Source organism: Cronobacter sakazakii (genome assembly GCF_000982825.1).
GTDB lineage: Bacteria > Pseudomonadota > Gammaproteobacteria > Enterobacterales > Enterobacteriaceae > Cronobacter > Cronobacter sakazakii.
This window is the reverse complement of sequence record NZ_CP011047.1, coordinates 3,603,418-3,624,213: the sequence shown is the minus strand read 5'-3', so window position 1 is coordinate 3,624,213 and position 20,796 is coordinate 3,603,418. Positions and strand designations below refer to the sequence as shown.

22 protein-coding genes, 1 tRNA gene and 1 pseudogene are annotated in these 20,796 nt (G+C 52.6%); 18 read left to right on the top strand and 6 right to left on the bottom strand.

The genetic code is table 11. The features are described from left to right. Positions 1-35: 35 nt before the first annotated feature. From CSK29544_RS17225 to CSK29544_RS17170, 13 genes are all read left to right on the top strand, one after another. Positions 36-539, top strand: a complete 504-nt coding sequence (locus CSK29544_RS17225; protein ID WP_007898337.1) for a phage tail tube protein — start codon at positions 36-38, stop codon at positions 537-539. Between the two features lie 48 nt (positions 540-587). Further along, complete coding sequence (locus CSK29544_RS17220; protein ID WP_007898335.1) at positions 588-1,070, top strand: phage tail assembly chaperone family protein, TAC; 483 nt, start codon at positions 588-590, stop codon at positions 1,068-1,070. Between the two features lie 5 nt (positions 1,071-1,075). Then, positions 1,076-1,231, top strand: coding sequence for a phage tail assembly protein T (locus CSK29544_RS24635; RefSeq protein WP_007898331.1), 156 nt, complete (start codon positions 1,076-1,078; stop codon positions 1,229-1,231). Between the two features lie 275 nt (positions 1,232-1,506). After that, the gene (locus tag CSK29544_RS17215) at positions 1,507-1,854 is read left to right on the top strand and encodes a hypothetical protein (RefSeq protein WP_151451219.1); all 348 of its coding nucleotides are present in this window, start codon (positions 1,507-1,509) and stop codon (positions 1,852-1,854) included. A gap of 68 nt (positions 1,855-1,922) precedes the next feature. Further along, a complete protein-coding gene (locus CSK29544_RS17210) occupies positions 1,923-4,349 on the top strand; it encodes a phage tail tape measure protein (RefSeq protein ID WP_046623086.1) in 2,427 nt (808 codons plus the stop codon). 46 nt (positions 4,350-4,395) lie between these two features. Continuing rightward, complete coding sequence (locus CSK29544_RS17205) at positions 4,396-4,734, top strand: phage tail protein (RefSeq protein WP_007898321.1); 339 nt, start codon at positions 4,396-4,398, stop codon at positions 4,732-4,734. Positions 4,735-4,740: 6 nt separating this feature from the next. After that, positions 4,741-5,493, top strand: coding sequence for a phage minor tail protein L (locus tag CSK29544_RS17200; protein ID WP_046623085.1), 753 nt, complete (start codon positions 4,741-4,743; stop codon positions 5,491-5,493). Between the two features lie 2 nt (positions 5,494-5,495). After that, positions 5,496-6,200, top strand: coding sequence for a C40 family peptidase (locus CSK29544_RS17195; RefSeq protein WP_029039764.1), 705 nt, complete (start codon positions 5,496-5,498; stop codon positions 6,198-6,200). Next, the gene (locus CSK29544_RS17190) at positions 6,197-6,793 is read left to right on the top strand and encodes a tail assembly protein (protein ID WP_007895145.1); all 597 of its coding nucleotides are present in this window, start codon (positions 6,197-6,199) and stop codon (positions 6,791-6,793) included. Before CSK29544_RS17195 ends, CSK29544_RS17190 begins: the two co-directional genes overlap by 4 nt. A 49-nt stretch (positions 6,794-6,842) precedes the next feature. Beyond that, positions 6,843-10,049 (top strand): TipJ family phage tail tip protein, encoded by a 3,207-nt coding sequence (locus CSK29544_RS17185; RefSeq protein WP_046623084.1) that lies wholly within the window; start codon positions 6,843-6,845, stop codon positions 10,047-10,049. Positions 10,050-10,051: 2 nt separating this feature from the next. Then, complete coding sequence (locus tag CSK29544_RS17180; protein ID WP_007898651.1) at positions 10,052-11,008, top strand: DUF6453 family protein; 957 nt, start codon at positions 10,052-10,054, stop codon at positions 11,006-11,008. A gap of 36 nt (positions 11,009-11,044) precedes the next feature. Then, the gene (locus tag CSK29544_RS25180; RefSeq protein WP_129088559.1) at positions 11,045-11,935 is read left to right on the top strand and encodes a tail fiber protein; all 891 of its coding nucleotides are present in this window, start codon (positions 11,045-11,047) and stop codon (positions 11,933-11,935) included. Further along, entirely contained in the window at positions 11,935-12,516 is a 582-nt protein-coding gene (locus CSK29544_RS17170; protein WP_046623083.1) for a tail fiber assembly protein, read from the top strand. The genes CSK29544_RS25180 and CSK29544_RS17170 overlap by 1 nt, the downstream gene beginning before the upstream one ends. 360 nt (positions 12,517-12,876) lie before the next feature. On the opposite strand, the gene CSK29544_RS17165 is transcribed toward CSK29544_RS17170, so the two are convergent. From CSK29544_RS17165 to CSK29544_RS17155, 3 genes are all read right to left on the bottom strand, one after another. Next, positions 12,877-12,953 (bottom strand) — tRNA-Pro (locus CSK29544_RS17165). A gap of 353 nt (positions 12,954-13,306) precedes the next feature. Beyond that, positions 13,307-13,843 (bottom strand): ImmA/IrrE family metallo-endopeptidase, encoded by a 537-nt coding sequence (locus CSK29544_RS17160; RefSeq protein WP_029039689.1) that lies wholly within the window; start codon positions 13,841-13,843, stop codon positions 13,307-13,309. 3 nt (positions 13,844-13,846) lie between these two features. Then, the gene (locus CSK29544_RS17155) at positions 13,847-14,197 is read right to left on the bottom strand and encodes a helix-turn-helix transcriptional regulator (protein ID WP_024558003.1); all 351 of its coding nucleotides are present in this window, start codon (positions 14,195-14,197) and stop codon (positions 13,847-13,849) included. Between the two features lie 569 nt (positions 14,198-14,766). On the opposite strand from CSK29544_RS17155, the pseudogene CSK29544_RS23235 reads away from it, so the two are divergent. The 4 genes and pseudogenes from CSK29544_RS23235 to CSK29544_RS17140 all read left to right on the top strand — a co-directional run. After that, a pseudogene (locus tag CSK29544_RS23235) lies at positions 14,767-14,937 on the top strand (isocitrate/isopropylmalate family dehydrogenase); the annotation flags it as partial. Positions 14,938-15,157: 220 nt separating this feature from the next. Continuing rightward, positions 15,158-15,679: a hypothetical protein gene (locus tag CSK29544_RS17150; protein ID WP_225805783.1), complete on the top strand. Its 522-nt coding sequence runs from the start codon at positions 15,158-15,160 to the stop codon at positions 15,677-15,679. Continuing rightward, the gene (bamE, locus tag CSK29544_RS17145) at positions 15,676-16,023 is read left to right on the top strand and encodes an outer membrane protein assembly factor BamE domain-containing protein (protein WP_007900334.1); all 348 of its coding nucleotides are present in this window, start codon (positions 15,676-15,678) and stop codon (positions 16,021-16,023) included. Before CSK29544_RS17150 ends, bamE begins: the two co-directional genes overlap by 4 nt. 338 nt (positions 16,024-16,361) lie before the next feature. Next, positions 16,362-16,778, top strand: coding sequence for a VOC family protein (locus CSK29544_RS17140; RefSeq protein ID WP_029039688.1), 417 nt, complete (start codon positions 16,362-16,364; stop codon positions 16,776-16,778). A gap of 123 nt (positions 16,779-16,901) precedes the next feature. Here the strand turns inward: CSK29544_RS17140 and CSK29544_RS17135 are convergent, their stop codons facing one another. After that, positions 16,902-17,837 (bottom strand): LysR family transcriptional regulator, encoded by a 936-nt coding sequence (locus tag CSK29544_RS17135; protein ID WP_007900330.1) that lies wholly within the window; start codon positions 17,835-17,837, stop codon positions 16,902-16,904. 70 nt (positions 17,838-17,907) lie between these two features. Between CSK29544_RS17135 and CSK29544_RS17130 the strand changes: the two genes are divergently transcribed. Further along, entirely contained in the window at positions 17,908-18,846 is a 939-nt protein-coding gene (locus CSK29544_RS17130) for an alpha/beta hydrolase (protein WP_029039687.1), read from the top strand. Between the two features lie 163 nt (positions 18,847-19,009). On the opposite strand, the gene CSK29544_RS17125 is transcribed toward CSK29544_RS17130, so the two are convergent. Further along, complete coding sequence (locus CSK29544_RS17125; protein ID WP_007900325.1) at positions 19,010-19,612, bottom strand: hypothetical protein; 603 nt, start codon at positions 19,610-19,612, stop codon at positions 19,010-19,012. Positions 19,613-19,930: 318 nt separating this feature from the next. Beyond that, positions 19,931-20,737 (bottom strand): phosphotransferase family protein, encoded by an 807-nt coding sequence (locus CSK29544_RS17120; protein ID WP_007900322.1) that lies wholly within the window; start codon positions 20,735-20,737, stop codon positions 19,931-19,933. Positions 20,738-20,796 lie beyond the last annotated feature (59 nt).

Below are 20,796 nucleotides of genomic sequence, written 5' to 3'. Positions count from 1 at the left end.
GCCCTGAGCCGGTTTTTTTATATCCGGAGATTCCCATGTCTGTATTGACACAAGGCACTCAGCTCTTCGTGCTGGCTAAAGGCGCGGTGAGCGAAATTGAATGCATCACCAGTTTTACCCCGGGGAGTAACCCTGCCGACCAGATCGAAGATACCTGTCTTTCTGAAAAGTTTGACCGCACCTACAAACGCGGCTTACGCACGCCCGGCCAGGCAACGGCGACACTGAACGCTGACCCCAAAAACGCCAGTCACATCATGCTTTATAACCTGTCAATTTCTGACGATGAAGAAGATCAGGCGCTGACTTTCGCCATTGGTTGGTCTGACGGTGACTCAGTACCCACAGCGGCCGCCGCTGGTGCAACGGGAGCGGTAGACGGTCTGGCACTGCCGGATGACCGTACCTGGTTCGTATTTAAGGGGTACGTAGCCGATTTCCCTTTCGACTTCGCAGCTAACACTGTCGTTTCCACTTCAGCTTCCATCCAGCGTTCCGGCTCAGCCGTCTGGATCCCAAAAGCGCAGGCAGGCAGTTAATGGGCAGGACTATGGCCCTACGCCGATTCACTTTGATCAGGAGCAGCAATGAAACTCACCCTTGATTCACTGAAACAGGCTGGCGCGTTTACCGGGCGCCCGGTTGAAAAAGAAATTACCTGGAAACAGGGCGGCCAGGAGCTTACCGCAACAGTCTATATTAGGCCGATGGGTTATTACACTGCCATGACAGATGTAATGGCGGCGCAGGGGCATATTGACGGGGTTGCTGGCCGAATTGCCGCTTCCATCTGTGACGAAGAAGGAAAGCCGGTATTCACCCCCGCCGATATTACGGGTGAAGCAGATCCAGAGCGCGGCGCGCTGGACGGGCAGCTCACTATCGCGCTGCTGCTGGCAATCCAGGAGGTTAACGACCTGGGAAAGACGAGCTTACCGGAGAAGACGAAATCTGGTGTGAGCTCGTCCTCAACGGCATCGGTGGCAGGACCATCGCCGAAGCGCAAGAAGCGCTCAGCTTCCGCGAGTTCCAGCTCTGGGTCAAATACCGCAACCAGTACGGAAGCCTGAACCCGATGATGCGCACGGAGTGGGGCGCCGCGCTGGTGGCGTCGGTACTGGCGAACATCAACCGTGGCAAAGATGACCCGGCCTTCAGGCTCAGCGATTTCGCCCCCCATATTCATGAGAAGCCTGTTTCGCTGGAAGAAGCCATGAAGATTTGGATCTAATTTACGCTTTCCATGAAAAAAATGAGCCACGGAACGGCAACCCTACGCAATTTCCCACCGCACTGGTTGATAACTGATCACTTCCTGATACGATGTGACTAATTGTTACTTAGTAAAGAAGTATCCGCCGATGAAAAGTTTAATCTGAAATCTTACCTGGCGGCCATTGAAGTCCTAGACTTTATGCACGCTTCATATAAGTAACTAATTAATCATAAAACCAACCTGTCATCGGCGGGTTATCCAGGAGATTTATCAATTCAATGGGTATGGATATGAAGAAGATTTTAGCTGTGTTGATGGCTACATTAGCTCTGCCAGGGTGCGTGTCTACATCTATTAATGACGTGAGGAACACAGGTGAGCATGTAACGCTTGAGTCAACGCGGAGCGTAGATGAAGTATCTCAGTGCATACTTTATAAGTGGCAAAATAAAAAGGATATTTTTGGTGGGGTTTTTGGAGCCACAATCCAGCCGCTACCCGGTGGTAATACCATTTATGTCGATGGAAATATTTTTATAGCTGACGTTACAAAGAAAAATGAAAACACAACACAAGTACAGCTTCATTTGATAAATCTCAGAAATGGCTGGGTTGAGCTCACTAAAACCTGCCTGTAGAGGAGTCTTATCAGATACAAACTGCAAACCTCGCTTCGGCGGGGTTTTTTTTATGCGTGGAGAATAAGATGGCAGGTAAATCACTCGGCACATTGACAATTGACCTCATCGCTAAGGTGGGCGGTTTTGTTTCAGGCATGGACAAAGCCGAGCGCGCTTCAACAAAATGGCGCAAACAGGTTGAGTCGGATGTTAAAGCCGCTGGTTCTGCCATTGCTGCTATGGTCGCAGCGGCGACCGGCGCTGCAGTTGCCGCTTCTTCTGCGGGCATTGCTTTGCTAAAGTCCACATCTGAGCAAATTACAGAAACAGATCGTTGGGCAAAGTCTCTTCGTTTATCCACTCAGGAATTGATAGCCTGGCAATTCGCGGCAGAAAAAGCCGGTGTTTCCGGAGATCAGATAGCAGATATTTTCAAAGATATCGGTGACAAAATTGGCGATGCTGTTCTGAATAAATCAGGTGAAGCCGTCGATGCTCTTAATGCATTAGGTCTTTCTGCGGAAAAGCTCTCAAAAGTTACTCCCGATAAGCAGCTGTTAGCTATTGGTGAAGCACTCGGGAAAATAAATACAAACGCTGAGAAGACTAATATTCTTGAAAGTCTAGGTAATGATTTATCAAAGTTATTACCTCTTTTTGATAATAACAACCAAAAATTAACTCAATTTATTCAGCTCGCTAAAGATTATGGGATTGCACCAGATTCGAAATCCATTGATGACTTACTGAAAGTGAGCCAAATATTTCAGGACATGGAGGCTCAGGCAAATGGACTGAAGGTTGAGATTGCTTCAGGTCTTGCGAAGGTTGACCTATCACCTCTCCAGAATGGTCTTGATGATCTTAAAAAAACCTTTACCGATCCGGCAGTCCTGCAGGCGTTATCAGATCTGGTTGGCGGTGTTGCTTCTCTTGTGGGCTGGCTTGGCAAAGCAGCATCAGAACTTGGCCGGTTGGTAGAGAATTTCCAGGGCGGGCAGCAGCTTGCGGCCAATGCCTCCCGTGTTGAAATATCCCGGCGTATAAAGAACCTTGAAGCGGACCTGAACGATAAGGGTGTTCTTGCAGATATAAACCGGATCGGAATGGATACAGACTCACGTCGCAAAGAGCTTGATGAATTACGTAAACGGCTCGGCGATATGAAGGATTTTCAGACAACCCTACCTGTCAACACTGCTGGTGTGGTAGGTACAGCCAGTTCTGGCTTTAAGCTTGGTTCAGGGGAAGTCAACGGCAAGCCTGTAACCGACAATTCTGGCAAGAAACTTGAAAATACCTTCAAGGCGACGGAGCAGAATTATCTGCGCCAAATAGCGCTTATTGATACAACCGGTAAAAAATCTTTTGAAGTGACCGAACAGCAGAAACTTCAGTTTGATATTGCTGATGGCAAACTTTCAGGACTTAATGAGACGCAGCGACAGCGGCTCGAGCAGTTAGCTACTGAAGTTGACCGCCTAAATGCTGTCAAAAAGGCTAACGAGGAAAATCTAAAATTGGCTGAGTATGTCGCAAACCTGCAGCGCGAAAATGCTAACGCCTCAGCCTCTCTTAATGCTGATATCATCGGCGCTGGACAGGGTGACAAAGTTCGTGAGCGAATGCGCGAACAGCTCGATATTGAGCGCGAGTTCAATGAAAAGCGCTCTGATTTACAGCAAAGGTACCAGCGCGGAGACATTAAAAACGAGGCGGATTATGACCGTTATAATGCTGAGCTTGATAAGGCACTGTCGCAACGCCTCGAAGATTACCAAAATTATTATCAGCAAATTGACCAATTGAACGCCGACTGGGTGAGCGGTGCGCGGGACGGACTGGCAAACTGGGTTGATGATGCTTCGAATTATTCGCAGCAGGCGGCCAGTGGTGTTCAGAGTGCTCTGTCCGGTATCACAAATAACCTTGTCGATATGCTGAACGATAATAAAGCCAGCTGGAAAGACTGGGGTGTCAGCGTTCTGAAGACGATCGAAAAGGTTGCACTAAATATGGCGTTGGTAAACGGCGTCAGTGCTATCGGTTCGCTGTTCAGTTTCGGCGCGTCTGCGGCAGTCGGCTCAACGCCTTCTGGTGCATATAACTCTGCGGCTGCGGGCATTCAGCTTAACGCCAAAGGCGGCGTTTATGAATCGGCAGATCTGAGTAAATTCAGCAGCAGCATAGTCAGTAGCCCCACTATGTTTGCCTTTGCCAAAGGTGCCGGGCTGATGGGCGAGGCCGGACCGGAAGCCATTATGCCGCTGACCCGCGACGCCACCGGCAGGCTGGGCGTAAAAGCGCTGGGTAGCGGCACGCAGGGCGGCGCGGGCGTCAGCGTCAGCATCGGGACCATTAATTTCACAGGCGGCACAGGTGCTGCGCAGGGCAACCCTAACGCCGCCGGCGCGGTGGCTAACCAGCTCACCGGCGCCATCCTCGATACCATCAACTCGCAGCTGCGCAAGCCCGGCACCCCGTTATGGAACGCCACGCAGGGCAAGCGCTAAAAATCAATTTACCACCCGCTACGGCGGGTTTTTTTATGGGTGAAACATGGCAACCGAAACCTTTACCTGGTGCCCGCGCATTAATGCCGGCGGTGAGGTCACTCACCGCGTCCGCCGCGCGCAGTTCGGCGACGGGTACGCCCAGGCGTCGGGCGACGGCATCAACGCCCGCAGCCAGAAATGGGATCTGGAATTTGTCGGTGATGAAAGCTACATCACCGCGATTATGGACTTCCTCGACAGGCATGGCGGCAGCCGTTCATTCATCTGGCAGGCACCGCTGAAAGGCGCGGGGCTTTACCGCTGTGACGCCTACCGCCCGTCGGCCCCGGGCGGTGGCATTTTCTCTCTCACGGCAACCTTCACACAGGCATTCGCTCCGTAGGTACTTATGGCAATCAGCAATGACGTTCAGAAGCTTGAGCCCGGCGACAGCGTCCGCCTGGTGACCGTCGACGGCTCGGCGTTCGGCGCGGGCGTGCTGCGCTTTCACGCCTGCACCATTCCTCATACGCCGGAAGAAATCGCGGCGAGCGGCGGCGACACCTCAAAGCTTGCCGCTAAATCCATCTGGTTTGATGGCGAGGAGTACGGCGCCTGGCCATTTGAAATTACCGGGCTGGCGTCGTCGAGTGACGGACAGAGCGCGGAGCCGGTGCTGCGCGTCGCTAACCTTGATGGCGTGGTGACCGCGCTCTGCCTGCGCTTTGATGACATGGTACAGGCGAAGGTTACTGTTCTGGATACGTTCGGCCAGTATCTCGATGCGCGCACCTTTCCCGACGGCAACCCGTCTGCCGATCCGGGGCAGTATTTCCGCCAGGTGTTTTACATCGACAGCAAGGCGGCTGAAGACAATGAAGTGGTGGAGTTCCGCCTCTCCAGCCCGATGGACCTGCAGGGACTGCTGATCCCGACGCGGCAAATCACAGCGGTCTGCACCTGGGCCTGCCGCAACAAATACCGCAGCGGTGACGGTTGTACCTACAACGGCCCGCGCATGTTTGATCTGAAAGGTAACCCGGTGACCGACCCGGCACAGGATAAATGCTCGGGCCTGCTGACCGACTGTAAAAAACGCTTTGGTTCGGATGCCCGGCTCGATTTCGGCGGCTTTCCGGGTGCCAGCCTGATCCGGAGGTAACCATGCGCGATAAAACCATTGCCGGTATCCTGGCCCATGCTGCGGCAGAATACCCGCGCGAGTGCTGTGGCGTGGTGGCACAAAAAAGCCGCGTCGAGCGGTATTTCCCGTGCCGGAATATCACCGGCGCGCCGGAAGAACAGTTTGAGCTGTCGCCGGAAGATTACGCGGCCGCGGAAGACTGGGGCACCGTTACTGCCATTGTGCATTCCCACCCTGGCGACGGTGCCACCACCCAGCCGAGCGAGCTTGACCAGCTGCAGTGCGATGCTCACGGCATCCCCTGGGTAATCGTGTCGTGGCCGGAAGGCGACCTGCGCACCATCGAGCCCCGCGGCGAACGGCCACTGGAAGGACGCGCCTTTGAGCTGGGTTATGCCGACTGCTGGTCGCTGGTGATGGACTGGCACCGACAGCATGGCGTAACGCTTCGCAACTACAGCGTGGATTATCCGTGGTGGGAGCGGGGCGAAAATCTCTATATGGATAACTGGTATGCCGAGGGGTTCCGCGAGGTCACAGAGCCGCGCCCCGGCGACATGGTGCTGATGCAGGTATCCGCGCCGGTGGTGAATCATGCCGGTATTCTGCTGGAAGGTAACCAGCTGCTGCATCATCTGTACGGCCAGCTCTCCTGCGCAACGCCTTACGGCGGCTATCTGCGCGAGCGCACGATTAAAATAGTCAGACACAAGGATCTGCCATGAACGAACTGAAAACGGTGCGGCTGTACGGCGCGCTTGGCGCGCGGTTCGGTCGCGAGCACCGGCTGGTGATTGCCAGCCCTGCAGAAGCCTGTCGCGCGCTGTCGGTCATTCTTCCGGGTTTTGAGCAGTACATGCAGACAGCGCACCTGCGCGGCCTGCACTTTGCCGTGTTCCGGGGGAAAAAGAACATCGGTCAGGACGAGCTGAAACATAACAGCGGCGAAGAGGATATCCGCATCGCGCCGGTGATTGCCGGAAGCAAACGTGGCGGTGTGCTGCAGACCATTCTCGGTGCCGTGCTGGTGGTGGGGGCGATTGCTCTTGGCCCCGTGGGTATCGGTGCCATCGCAGGCAGCACGGCGATGAGTATTGGCCTTATGGGCGGTTCGATGATGATTGGCGGCGTGGTGCAGATGCTGTCACCGCAGCCCGGCGGGCTGGCATCGCGTCAGGACCCCGATAACGCGCCGAGCTATGCGTTCGGCGGTCCCGTGAATACCACTGCAATGGGTAACCCCGTTGGGCTCCTGTATGGCGAGCGCGAAATCGGCGGCGCGATTGTCTCTGCCGGCATCTACACCAACGACCAGTGAAAACCGGTCTGATAATGGCGCCTGCGGGCGCTTTTTTTATGGGCGCAGTATGGAAAAAATAACCGGTAAAAAGGGTGGCGGTGGTAATTCACGCACACCGCGGGAGTCTCCTGATTCATTACAGTCGATCGCGACGGCCAAAATACTGCTGGCCCTGGGCGAGGGGGAGTTCGCCGGCGGCCTGACGGATAAAGATATTTTCCTCGACGGTACCCCGATCCGCAGCGCCGACGGCACGCTTAATTTTCCCGATGTGAAATGGGAATTTCGTCCGGGTACCCAGACGCAGGATTACATTCCCGGCATACCGTCGGTGGAAAATGAAATCACCATTAACACTCAGCTTAAAGCCACACAGCCGTGGACGCGTGCCATCAGCAACACGCAGCTCTCTGCGGTCCGGGTACGTCTCGGTGTGCCTTCACTGCAGCGCATGAAGGACAACGGGGATGTGGTGGGCTACCGCGTCGAATACAAAATTGAGCTGTCCACAGACGGCGGCGGGTATGTCACAGTGCTGAACAGCGCGTTCGACGGTAAAACCACCTCGCTTTATGAGCGCAGCCATCGCATTGACCTTCCGCCTGCCCGGACCGGCTGGCAGCTTCGTGTGAGCCGGACGACGGCGGACAGCACCTCCAGCCGCATCGTGGATACGACGAACATCGAGGCCTATTCCGAAATCATCGATGCAAAGCTGCGCTATCCGAACACCGCGCTGCTCTTTGTGTCGTTCAACGCGAAGCAGTTCAGCAATATTCCGCAAATCAGCGTGCGCGCCCGCGGGCGGCAAATCCGCGTGCCCACGACATACGATCCGGTGGCGCGCACCTATTCCGGCACCTGGGACGGCTCGTTTAAATGGGCCTGGAGCAACAACCCCGCATGGGTGTTTTACGACCTGGTGCTGAGTGACCGTTTCGGGATCGGAGACCGGCTGGACGCGACGCAGGTGGACAAGTGGGAACTCTACCGTATCGCGCAGTACTGCGATCAGCCCGTGCCGGACGGTACCGGCGGCAGCGGTACCGAGCCGCGTTTTCTCTGCGACGTGTATATCCAGAGCCAGAACGAGGCGTTTACGGTGCTGCGCGACCTGGCGAGCATCTTCCGCGGCATGACCTACTGGGCCGGTAATCAGCTGGCCGCTTTGGCGGATATGCCGCGCGATATGACGTATGTCTACACCCGCGCCAACGTTATTGACGGCAAATTCTCCTACGCCAGCGGCAGCGAGAAGAACCGTTATTCAACGGCGATGGTGAGCTGGTCAAACCCGGAGAACCATTACACCGATGAAGTGGAAGCGGTGATGGAGCCTGATCTGGTGCGGCGCTACGGCGTGCGCCAGACGCAGATCTCCGCCATTGGCTGCACGCGGCGCACCGAGGCCAACCGCCGCGGCCGCTGGGCACTGCTGACAAATGCTAAAGACCGGATGGTGAGTTTCGCCACCGGGCTGGAAGGCATGATCCCGTTGCCGGGCCATATCATCGGCGTGGCGGATCAGTATCTGTCCGGGCGGGTGATGGGCGGGCGTATCAGTCAGGTGAACGGTCGCGCGCTGACGCTCGACCGGGTGCCGGATGCAAAAGCAGGCGACAGGCTTATCGTCAACCTGCCGTCCGGTAAATCACAGGCCCGTACCCTTCAGGCGGTCAGTGGCCGCAACGTCACGGTATCTGCGGTATTCAGCGAAACGCCGGAGCGCGAGGCGGTCTGGTCGGTGGATGCGCAGGATGTCGCGATCCAGCAGTACCGCGTCACGTCCGTTGAAGACAATAACGACGGCACCTGGACCATCAGCGCCGTGCAGCACAACCCGGATAAATATGCCGCCATCGATTCCGGCGCGCGGCTCGATGAGCGTCCGGTATCAGCCATTCCGCCGGGCGTGCAGGCACCGCCAGCCTCCGTGACCCTCAGCAGTTACAGCCGCGTGGTGCAGAACCTCAGCGTGGAAACCCTGCGTGTCGCCTGGCCCGCGGCACCCGGCGCCGTGGCGTATGAATGCCAGTGGCGCAAGGATAACGGCGACTGGGTGAATGTGCCGCGCACAAGCTTGCTCGGCTTTGAGGTGCAGGGTATCTATGCCGGGCGGTACATGGCGCGCGTCAGCGCCGTAAACGCCAGCGATGTCGCCTCGGTCTGGCAGACCAGCGTGGAAGTGACACTGACCGGCAAGGTGGGGCAGCCGCCGGTGCCGCTGAATTTCCGCACGACGCCGATTAACTGGGGGATCCAGCTCGACTGGAACTTCCCTGACGGTGCTGACGACACGCTGATGACCGAAATTCAGTATGCCGCCGCGACCGACGGCAGCGACGCGCTGCTGCTTTCGGATGTGCCGTATCCTGCGCACAGTTTCACGCAGCTTGGCCTGCGTGCCGGGCAGATCTTCTGGTACCGCGCGCGGCTGGTGGACCGCATCGGGAACCAGTCAGCCTGGACTGGCTGGGTGCGGGGTATGGCGAACGACAACGCGGAGGATTACCTGGGTGATATTACCGGGGATTTTCTCACCAGTGCCGACGGTCAGGCGCTGCAGCAGCAAATCGACACTAACATCGAGGCGGTGATGCAGAACGCACTGGCGAACAACGCCACGGTCGATCATCAGTGGAAGCAGTATGGCGAAGTGCGCGCCGATATTCTGATGGTGAAAACCACTATCGCCGACGTTGATAAGGCTCTGGCGGAAATGAGCACTCAGGTCCAGGCGCAGATAGGCAATGTCACGGCCGCGCTGGAAGACAAGCTGACCGCCGTGGTGGACACCAGTGGCGCCACGGCCATTCATACGCTGAAAGCAGGCGTACGGATTAACGGCAACTACTACAGCGCCGGCATGAGCATTGCGGTGCTGGCACAGGCCGGGCAGCCAGTCGTAACGCGTGTTGCGTTTAATGCCGATCAGTTTGTGCTGACCACCGGCAGCGGTGCCAGCCAGTTCTCGCCATTTGCTGTGGTGGGCGGGCAGGTGTTTATGAACTCTGCCTTTATCCAGGATGGGAGCATAGATAATGCTAAAATCGGTAATTACATTCAGTCAAATAATTATGTGGCAGGAGCATCAGGTTGGCTCATCAATAAGGCAGGTAATGCTGAGTTCAATGCCGTTACAGTGCGCGGAACCATTATTGCAACCGAAGGGCGTTTCTCTATGTCAGGTCCCGGAAACAACGTGGTTATTGACGGAGCTGGCGTTACCGTAAATCTGGCGAATGGTGGCCGCATTGTTCTGGGGAGCTGGTAATTATGCCCAGTGGATTACTGATTGACTTAAACGACGGCGGTCCGGTGATGGAAATCACAGCGGGACTTCGTTGTCCCTCCTGGTGCGGGATAGTTGGCGGATCTGGGAATATATATAACGCGCCGGGTTATGTGGCTGGCGCGACCCTGGTTTATGCCCCGTACGAAACTGCCAGAATTTATGACGGCGGAACCAGTCTTGTTCCGACCGTAGGTTGCCTTAGCGGAGCCACTCAGAATGGCGGCAGCATGATTATATCATCATGGTACAGCGTCAAAGGCTACAACGACATCCTCTGGCCCGGAACGATGTGGCAGATAATGCCAGCCTCTCAGTCCGGGCGTACCGGGTTATTTATCTCTGACAGTACTGATTTTACAACTATTACGAATGGCAGCATTGTGGGTCAATGCGCATGGCGCGGGCGAGTCACCTTTACCGGCTCGTGGACACCGCCGAATACCGGCTTTACTCGTGGAACATATCTGGTGTTTGGTAAATGGAGCGCCGATGGTGTGACGGTTGAATATGATGGCACCAGAGTCATCGCCACACTGGAGCGTAACGGCGCAAATGTGAACGCTACAGTCACCATGGACATCGTGATATTTGCGGCGGGTGCGGCACCCGTTGCGGGACCCGGCCTTAACTTTTTTAATGCAGCGGGTCAGTGCACATTCTCTACAACGCGCCGCCCTTTTTTATACAGCAATGCGTATTTCCGTGCATCGAAAACGTCAACGGACATTGGCAACCGTTTCATTATGCTGGGTCGCTATGGCGCGAAGTCTGATATTCAGGGCGGCTGGTGTTACGCGAAATATTGCGGGATCGTCAGAAGCGGAAACGCGGTGCGGATCGGCCGTGGCTACGTCGCTACTTTCTGGACAAGTGAATATCCGGTGATGTTCGATATTGTCAGCTCTACAAATATCTTACTGCTTGAAAGCATGTATTAAGCAGCATCGCTATGGCGGTTTTTTCAGGAGAATACCATGTCGGCAGGCACTCTTACGCTTACAAATAAATCTGCTGCCGTTTCAGGCACAGGAACGTCATTCACAACGGAACTGAAGGCGGGAGACTTCATTGTTGTTAAAATTGGTGGGACTCCTTACACCCTGCCTGTTAAAACAATTACAAGCAATACTCAGCTGACGCTTGTCAGTAATTACACGGGGCCAACTCAAAGTGGAGTCGCCTGGTTTGCCGTTCCTCAGGAAGCACAGAGTTTAATTACCGCGTCACTTGCCTCACAGACCGCCGAAGCCTTACGTGGACTTAACCTGGACAAAACAAACTGGCAGCAAATGTTTTCAGGCGCAGGTAATATTACTGTCACTCTATCAGACGGTAGCTCATGGACTGGCCCATCATTGAATAGCATTAAAGATATGGTTGACGCTCTTTCACCTGTGGGGTCGATGTTAGTGTGGCCTTCTTTAAATCTTCCTGACAACTCAACTCTTGGAATTAAATACCTCAGGTTGAATGGGGCATCATTCGATAAAACGCTATACCCAAAATTAGCTTCTATTTATACGACAGGCGTTCTTCCCGATATGCGTGCTAACGTAGTCAGGGGATTTGATGATGGCAGGGGAGTAGATCAGGGGAGGGCAATGCTTTCGGAACAACTGGACGCAGCTCCTAATATTGTAGGGTCTTTTGCGCCATCGGTTGATTCCAGAGGATTTGGCACAGGCGCGATAACGTGCGCAGGAGGCGTTGCAGCTGCGTACACAATAACGAGTGACACAACTTTCCTTCGTAGCGTGACTGCAACCATTGATGCATCAAAATCAAGTCCTTCTTATGGTCGTGGAAACTCAGCAGAAGTCAGAATGAGAAACATAGTCTGGAATATGATAGTGAGGGCTTCGTAATGGTATTCAATTCAGATGGTTTTGCTGAACAAGATTTCATCCAAAAAGTTTATATTGCAGACATCAGCGGGGAGTACATAGGCACTTCCGAAGTCATGATTAGTAGAGGAACGGGACTTCCTGCTGGCGCATACCTTGACGCGCCGCCGCCTCTGCAAGAGGGCAAGGCGATAATCAGAAATGCGAATGGATCTTCATGGATGATTACCTCAGATTATCGGGGCAAGACGGCCTATTCTACTGACAAAAGCAAGACCATGATTATTAATGAGCCTGGAGACATTCCTGATGGGTTTACTTTGTCTGGTCCTCCTCGGGCATGGGAGTTTTGGGATGGAGAAAAGTGGCTACCCGACGATAAAGCACTCAAAGATATTCAGCAGAAAGAGGCAGTAGAAAGGAAAACGATGCTGATGAATGAAGCAAGCAACGAGATATCACTCCTTCAGGATGCTGTTGATCTTGACATGGCAACAGAAGATGAGACAACAAGACTTTTAGCCTTGAAAAAATTCAGAGTGTTATTAAGTCGTATAGACACGACTTCCGCTCCTGATATCTCATGGCCCATAGCGCCTTGAAAGCAATCTATGTGGCATGCATGGGGCAAAAAATTAGCGCAAAACAACTCAACACCTCGGAAGGTGTCGATTCGTCTTGCGCTTAGCTACAGGTGGGACAGAAGTGAGACACGCAAGGCTTTGCACCGGTTTGCACAGCTTTGCATGTTTTAGCGTCATGGGACGTGTGAGCGCAGGTATGACGCGGTAAGTTATTGTGTTAAAAGGTAGTTATAGGAACTTCTAAGCCGTGGGTCTCACGCGCGTCGTTTGGAGGGCGAAATGACAGGGTTTTTACCATCATTTTGCCATCATTTTACCATAGCCAAATTGCAGGCATAAAAAAACCAACCGCAACGGGTTGGTTTTCTTGGGATTTTTTGGTCGGCACGAGAGGATTTGAACCTCCGACCCCTGACACCCCATGACAGTGCGCTACCAAGCTGCGTTATGTGCCGATTTGTGATACGCAACTGGGAGAAATCAACTATAAGTCAGGACAAAGAGAAAAGCCTTGGTGTAACCCAAGGCTTTAGTTACTTCGGTCTTAACCACGATACTTAGAGACGGGGATTTTGATCGGGAAAGCGGAAAGGCCTTTCTGATGTGCAAAAATCCTTTTACCCTTAACAGTAATGAAAGGGCGATAGATGGTGATGTACTCTTCGTTCGTATTGGTAATACCCATGATTGACTACCTCTTAGTTTTGCTGTTGACAAAACCTAAGGTAAGCGTATACTCATAACCGCCAAGTTTTCGTATTCACTTACGATAGGAGAAGCCAGCGACAGCAGTACGCTGGCTTTTTCGTTATCTTTTTCCATTTTTTCTGAACCATGTTTCAGCGGCTTGCAAGCTAACGCCGAAGGTAAAACTAATTTCGTCTGGCGTCATCCCTTGCTTGACAAGCTTATCATCTATTAAGAAATGGCTAGCAAATACATCCGCCTGCCATTCACTGTCCTCATAGATTTTATGCCCACCAGGCACCTTGCTCCTTGCGTATGCAACTTGATTACGATGCATGACTAAATGACCAAGTTCGTGTGCCACTGTAAAGCGTGCGTGGTTATCACCATCACATAGGGCGTCGTAGACAGATTGCTGAAGAACAATTTTATTCCGATCCGGATAGGTCACTGCATATCGTTTCGGAAGTTCTTGATCCTCGACGATTTCAAGATCGATAGTTTCGGATGCCATTAAGGCCTCAAGAAGCACTTCAAGTCTCAAGTATTCTTGATTTGAAACTTGCAGAGCTTCCCTAAGCCGGTGTGCATACGACTTGATTTTGTCGTGACTTAAAGGTGAAACTCGATGGCCAAGTTCTCGTTTCATTACGGTCATTGTCTAGTCCTTCAGCATTTTGTTAAGTTTATCAAGCTGTTCAGGACTCAGATCTTTAAACTTTCGAGCAAATACAAGCATTAACTCTTTGTTCTGATCCTCTGCATCGGACATATCGACCTTAATGGTCGGCTGAGAAATTGCAGCCTGTCGTTTAAGTTCCTGAGCATCTTCCCCAGTTAGCCCGAAAACAGCTTCTACTGTGTTTACTAAAGTGTCCGGGATAGCCCGTTTACCTAATTCAATGGCAGATAAGTATGCTGAGCTTACTCCCAGCAGGTCTGCCATGTTTTTAAGTACCATACCCCGGTCTATCCTCAGTTTTCTGAGAGTTTTACCAAAGCTAGTTACCATGTTGCGCCTCCTACATATCCTGAGTACTTTATACAACTACATGAAATCAAAATCAACAAAAAATGTAGAATTAATCAAGCTCAACGTGTGTAGATAATCTACATCAGCTTTCATACTAGTGCAAGAGCATGAAAAAAAACACTATATGTTGTATATTTCGGCGAGTTAAGGCATTTGCCGCTCTCTTGCCAAGCCTGAAGTGATTGATGAAAGAATCCCTCCCATTCGTCAAACCAACCTTGAACCACTTAGTGCATGCTGGCGCGGCCGTATGTGAAAGAAGCAAAGTCTGGTTGCTGACGCATATATGCCTTGAAAAGAATACCTTATGCTGGGTTGTTTTCATGCCGCCCATCCCATTGGAGTTATAGGTCCCTAAATCTGTTTTTGGTTTCTCCTTTAGTCATGTTAAAAATCCTTGCTACGTCTGGAAAGAGCCGAAAAACGGTTATCAAAACACAGAAGAGGTTACGAGAAATCAGTGCGTTAAGATATCGATGAAAGGGTGAGCTAAAGTTAAATTTTTTAAAGAATATCTTTTTATATCAATGAGCAATACAGTTTCCTAAGAACTACTGCTGCGTCATATGGGATGGTTCGAAGCCGCTGACCTTATCGTTAAAGGTATGGAAGGCGCTATCAACAACAAGACCGTGACCTATGACTTCGAACGCCTGATGGAAGGCGCTAAGCTGCTGAAATGCTCAGAGTTTGGCGACGCTATTATCGCGAATATGTAATCCAGATTCTGGGTTAGGTAAGAACGGGAGCCGGTTGGTTCCCGTTTTTTTATGTCTGCAAATGCTTCCTCAAAATTTCCTCATTTAGCATGATCGAATAATCGCGTGTATTTCTTCTAAAGAAAAAGAGAGTGCTGCCGTTAAATATTAATTATACGGCCCCCCGCCCGCTGTTCATAAAACACACAATTTAATGTAGCGTAATAAGGATTTTACTATCATGAATTATTCTGTTATTGGTACAGGCACTATTAAAGCTGCGGTACTCTCTACAACGTTACTATTAGCTGGCTGTAGTAATTTATTTCCTAAACCTGCCCTGTATGTTCCCCCGGCGAATACATCCGATGTTGCGAGAATTCGCTTGATGGGCGCGCCTATGAGCTATGCCCTGTATCAGACAGATAGCGAGGGTAAAACAACCGGAGGCTGGGTTCAGGAGCATAGCGCTTACGTCAATATCCTTCTTGGAAATACCCGGGATCTGGGATTCCCCAAACTGAAGAATAAAGATTATAGCGATACTTATTTCGAAACGTACCTGCTTCCGGATCGTGAAACAACGATCCATCACTCTTTATACGGGGGATGCTCGGTTGTTCTGAATATCACGCCAAAGAAAAAGGCATTATATGAGATTCGTTACAGCTATGGAGATAAAACAGGTTACTGCGTCATTTATGCTAAAGAAATAAAATACGACGCTGATATGGGCATTTATTACGAGGATGACGTAGAGTGAAAGTGAAATATTTTCTTTTGCTGATAATCACTACAATCGTGCTGACTGGCTGTGCTGCCAATGTGGATAGAACACGTGCCTCCGATTTAGCTAATTATTCCGAGAAAGACATCCGTAAGAGTATCGTCGTGGGTAAATCCACTAAAAAAGATGTCCTGCTTTTACTTGGTACACCTGCTATTCCAAAAGAGTTTAAAACCGCCAGCCACTGGATTTATGCCTCAAAAGTCGTGGATCGCCGTCTCTATTTCTTTATCCCCATATTCAGGGACAGAGATCAGTTTCTGCTGTTGGAATTCAATAACAACGGTGTAGTGAGTAAATTTCAATACACCGAGAAGTAATTCACAGGCAGGCGTAAGGCCTGCCATATCTTCTTGACGGAGTATGTCACCTTCCACTGCGCTTGCTCAGCAATAGCGTAACGCTCCAGTAAGTAAGCCCGCGCATTCATCTGTTCCCTTTAAAAACGTCTCACACCCGTCTACCGTCATGACATATGCCTGGGGTCTGGCAGCTTACGTTTAAAGGACGCTTCAGAAAGGCTATTCGTCTTGCAACGATGGCATAAACGACGCCAGGTTTTTGCCGCTGAGGCGAGCCGCTTCAAAGTAGAATGATAGCTTGCCGAAAGTTTGCCTGATTCTTACCGCTGTCTGAAAACCGTTACCGGAGGTGCAACATGCTGATGTACACAACGATAGGGACAAACCACCTGGATCGTATGACGGCGTTTTATGATGCCATCTTTGACGTACTGGGAGTCCCACGGATCCCCTCATGGACCGAAGGCTGGGCGACGTGGGGAGAGCCATTAGGTGAGGGATTCAGTTTTTGCATTTGCCCGCCGTTTAACAAGAAACCGGCAACGGCGGGAAATGGCACCATGTTTTCCTTCAAAGCCAGCAGCGCGGAAGCGGTGAGAGAATTCCATGCGGCAGGTCTGCGTCATGGCGGAAGTGATGAAGGAAAGCCCGGCATCAGAGAGATGTATGGGCCGGATTTTTACGTGGCCTATCTTCGTGACCCTGATGGACATAAGCTGGCGTGCGTTTGTTATCCTTTCCACCCGGAAAAGGATAAACCCGCGCAACAGTGAATGTGGCGCTACGGCAAGAATAGCGGGCGGCAAATTGTCTTTTCCCTCAACCAGCCTGAGCCGCAAACTTTGTCAGCGGTATGCCCGGTCTTAACATTACCGTTGCCAGGCAACAGAGGGGGGTTATGTATTACTCAGAAAATGTTTAAGACCATCAATAAAAGCCCGTACCCGAACAGGAAGATGTCTTCGGTTAGGGTAAATGGCATGGATGGCAACGTCTTCGCCCTGTGCTTCGGGCAGCACGTGAATAAGTCGGCCTTGCTGGATATCGTTTTGCACCATGAACGACGGTAGAAAACCAATACCCAGCCCCATTAGCGCGGCTGTGCGAATGGCATCGCCACTGTCAAACCTGACGTGATGGCGGCCGTTCAGCGTGATTTGCTCCTGCTGCGCATCAACCAGAGTCCATGCCGTGGATGCCGCTCCCAGCCCATAAACCAGGCGGCGATGGTTTTTCAGTTCCTCAAGCGATACAGGCTCTCCACACTGACGCAGATAATCCGGCGACGCCAGAAGTAGTGGCCTTGTCCGGTCTATCACCTGCGTAATGTATTGGTAACTCGTGACGCCGCTGCCGACACGAAGCGCAAGATCGAAACCTTCTTCGACAAGATCCACGACCCGATCGCTAAAGCTAACCTCAATACTTACGTCTGGCGAACGGTGTAAAAATTCACGGATAAACGGCAGCACGATCATTTTGCCGTAACCTTCTGAGACGGTCAGTCGGAGGATGCCTTTTGCCAGCGGCGGGTTCTGGCGGATGCTGGATTCGGCGTCTGCTAAATCTTCCAGAATCTGACAGCAGCGATGATAAAACGCGTGGCCCTCCGCCGTGAGAGACAAACTGCGGGTGGTCCGCTGAAAAAGCCGTGTCTCCAGGTAGGCTTCTAAACGTGCCAGCGCTTTACCCGCCGCAGAACGCGTTAGGCCCATTGCCTTACCGCCCGCCACGAAACTCCCGGCTTCCGCCACCGCAACAAAGATACGCAGCGTATGAATGTCCAGCCCGGTCCCGGTTGCGTTTCCCGAAGCGATTTTTCTGCCTGTCATTGGGGAGCCTTTTTCATCAATAGAGTAAATACAATCCCATTGTAGAAATTAAACAACAGAGGTTTCAATGATGCTCCCGAACAATGCCCAGGAGATCCTGGATAAATGGAACCATGTCGCCGGTCCCGTGGTAGAGAAACTGTATGGCCAGTCAGAAGCGGGCTGGCCTGAGGTGCGCGCTCACTATATGCAGGGACTTGAAAAAATTTTTCCTGCTATTAAAGAGGTGTCTTACCGCACCGTTACGTTAGGCAACATACCGGCGATGCTCAGTGAGCCGCAGAAACAGACAGAGAACCGCGTGGTGCTTTACCTTCACGGCGGCGGTTATGTCCATGGCGGCGTTACCGCCTACCGAGGGCTTACGGGCCGCATCGCTGCGGCGCTGCACGCGCGGGTTTATACGCCGGACTACCGCCAGGCGCCTGAATTTCCCTTTCCGACGCCCATTGACGATGCCTTTCGCGCGTATTGCGCCTTGCTTGATAGCGGCATCCCGCCTGAAAACCTCGTACTGGTGGGCGATTCAGCTGGAGGCGCGATGGTGGTGACGATAATGCGCAAGGCGCGTGACGCGGGGCTTCCGCTGCCGGCAGGCGGGGTGGCCATCTCACCCTGGGCCGATCTTACCCATCGCGGTTCATCAGCAACCACGCGTGACGGGATTGATCCGCTCTGTCGCGTCGATTTTCTCAATGCACTGGCACGATGCTTTCTCGCAGGCGAGCTCCCCACCCATCCTGATGCTTCCCCGGTTTACGCGAATGTTCACGGGCTTGCGCCGATCCTCATCCAGATCGGAGAGAACGAGGTCATGCTGAGTGGTGCCTTAACGCTTGCTTCAAATCTGGGGGAGGCGCGCGTGCGCACCACGCTCGAAGTCTGGCCCGGGATGTTTCATGTCTGGCATCTTCTGGCGGGTAACCTGCCGCAAGCCGATCAGGCGCTGCGAAATGCGCTTCGTTTTCTTGAGGATGCTTTTATTAATGCGAAGGACGCGGCGAAATAAGATGAATAATACGGATATGTCAAAAGTGCGCTGAGTATGCGCCTCCAGGCCGTACGAGCCTTGAAAACCGTGGTGTAAGGCCAGACAAAGCGGAGCGAGCGCCTGAAAGCAAAAAGGGCTGAAGCGTCAGCCCTTTGTGTTCATGGTTACGCGTTAAGCGGTTTCAGAACCCAGGCGTGCGGGTCTGTTTGCTCTCCATAAACGTGATGCGCGCCTGGCTCCAGGAAGGGTCGGAGAGTTCGAGCGAGGTATTCGACAGTTCCAGCGTGGCCTGATTCCTGTCATTGCTACAGGCATCGCTCGCCATTTTCCCTGGATTCTTACACCACACCATGGGCGTGGTGTAAGTGCCGTTAGACTGAGGCCCATATTTTTCCAGGGCTGCCTTTTCCATGGCCGTTTTATTATCCGTTGACCACGGCAGTTTATAGGTAATCATGGATACCGCGAGAGGGTGCGCCGGATCTACCGGTACGCGGCCTTCAAAGTGAACCGAAAGCTCCACGCCATCTTTCTCATAGCCGACATACTGTGGCTGCTTATTACCGGTGACGGCATTCATCATCGGGAATTTATCGACGTTCAGCGCGGAGGCTGGCACATGGAAATGTTCCGTGATCGCTTTCACGGCCTGGTCGTAATCCATCCCCGTTTTGACACCGGCGACATCAAAGGTGGTCACATCCACCGCGCGAAGAGTGTCGGCCTGTGCAAGCGGGGCGGCCAGCATTGAAAATACAATAAGGGATGAGCAGCGTTTTAGCATGGCGAACTCCTGTTCTTTAAAAGAATCCCTGCGTATTTACTGACGCAGGGATAACGGCGGAATGACGAACCTTACGCGAACTATTAATAAGATGAAAATATTCCATGCCGGAACGCCCCCCTTAATTTGGGGGGGCGGCGATATTACAACTGGAGGCGCCTGATGATGAATTTTACAATACCGCGCGCCCAGAAATGAAAGATCCAGCAGCAGGGCGTCTGCAACTTTTAGCCCGCTCCACTAATTAACCTGCATTTTTATTTTATTCGCGATGACGGCCTTTAAGCCGTGGTTTGACTATTTATAACAGCGTATTTTTTACAGCAGCCTGACCGACTTATTCAGCCAGTCGGGCAAATTTTGCCGGTACCAGTTGAGATATAAGGGGAGCGACGCTTTTTGTCGCTCATGGAGCAGTATGACCACCTCGGTAACAATCCAGGCTTTAGCGATGGCGATTTCGCGCGCGAGTTCACTCACCGGGTAATGAGATGAGAAGCGGCAGTAACGCCCGGCCATCTGCACAAATACCTGCGCCGTGCCCATGCCTTTAATCAGCGGTGCGAGGTCAATCGCCGGGCTTCCACGCCCGAATCTTTCCCAGTCGAACAGCACCGGTTCACCATTTTCTCTTCTGCCCCAGTTGCCCGCATTGCTGTCGCCGGAAATCAGGCCGGGTTTATCAAACAGCACAGCGCTGTGGCGGTGAAAAGTGCGTAACTGCCTGGCGGCTTGTACAGGGAGTGCCAGGAGGCTGAGCGCGTTTTCAAGCGCAGCACCTGACCAGCCATGAGGGTGATAATGCCAGCCGGGATGAGCCGGATAACCGTGCAGGCGCGCCAGTATCGCAAGAATACGGTCGTCCGCCACGTCGTCCTGGTCAATGGCGTGCGGTATATACTCAAGCGTCAGCTTGCGCCGCTCAGCATCGGCAGCGAACAACGTTGGGGTCAGGATACCGGCATCAGTAAGTTCTTGTGCCGCATCCTGATAGAAAGCGTATTCAACGGCTCCCACCGGGCATTTTTCAATTACCGCGCGGCCTGTTTTATCCGCCGTGAGCGTCACGCGGGCACCGCCCATTTGGGAGAGATCGTCGGCAGACATGCGTTTTTCCTGAAGCATATGCCCGTAAATAATCTCTTTTTTAACATGAAAATAGTGCCAGTGGGATGAGATGCGTC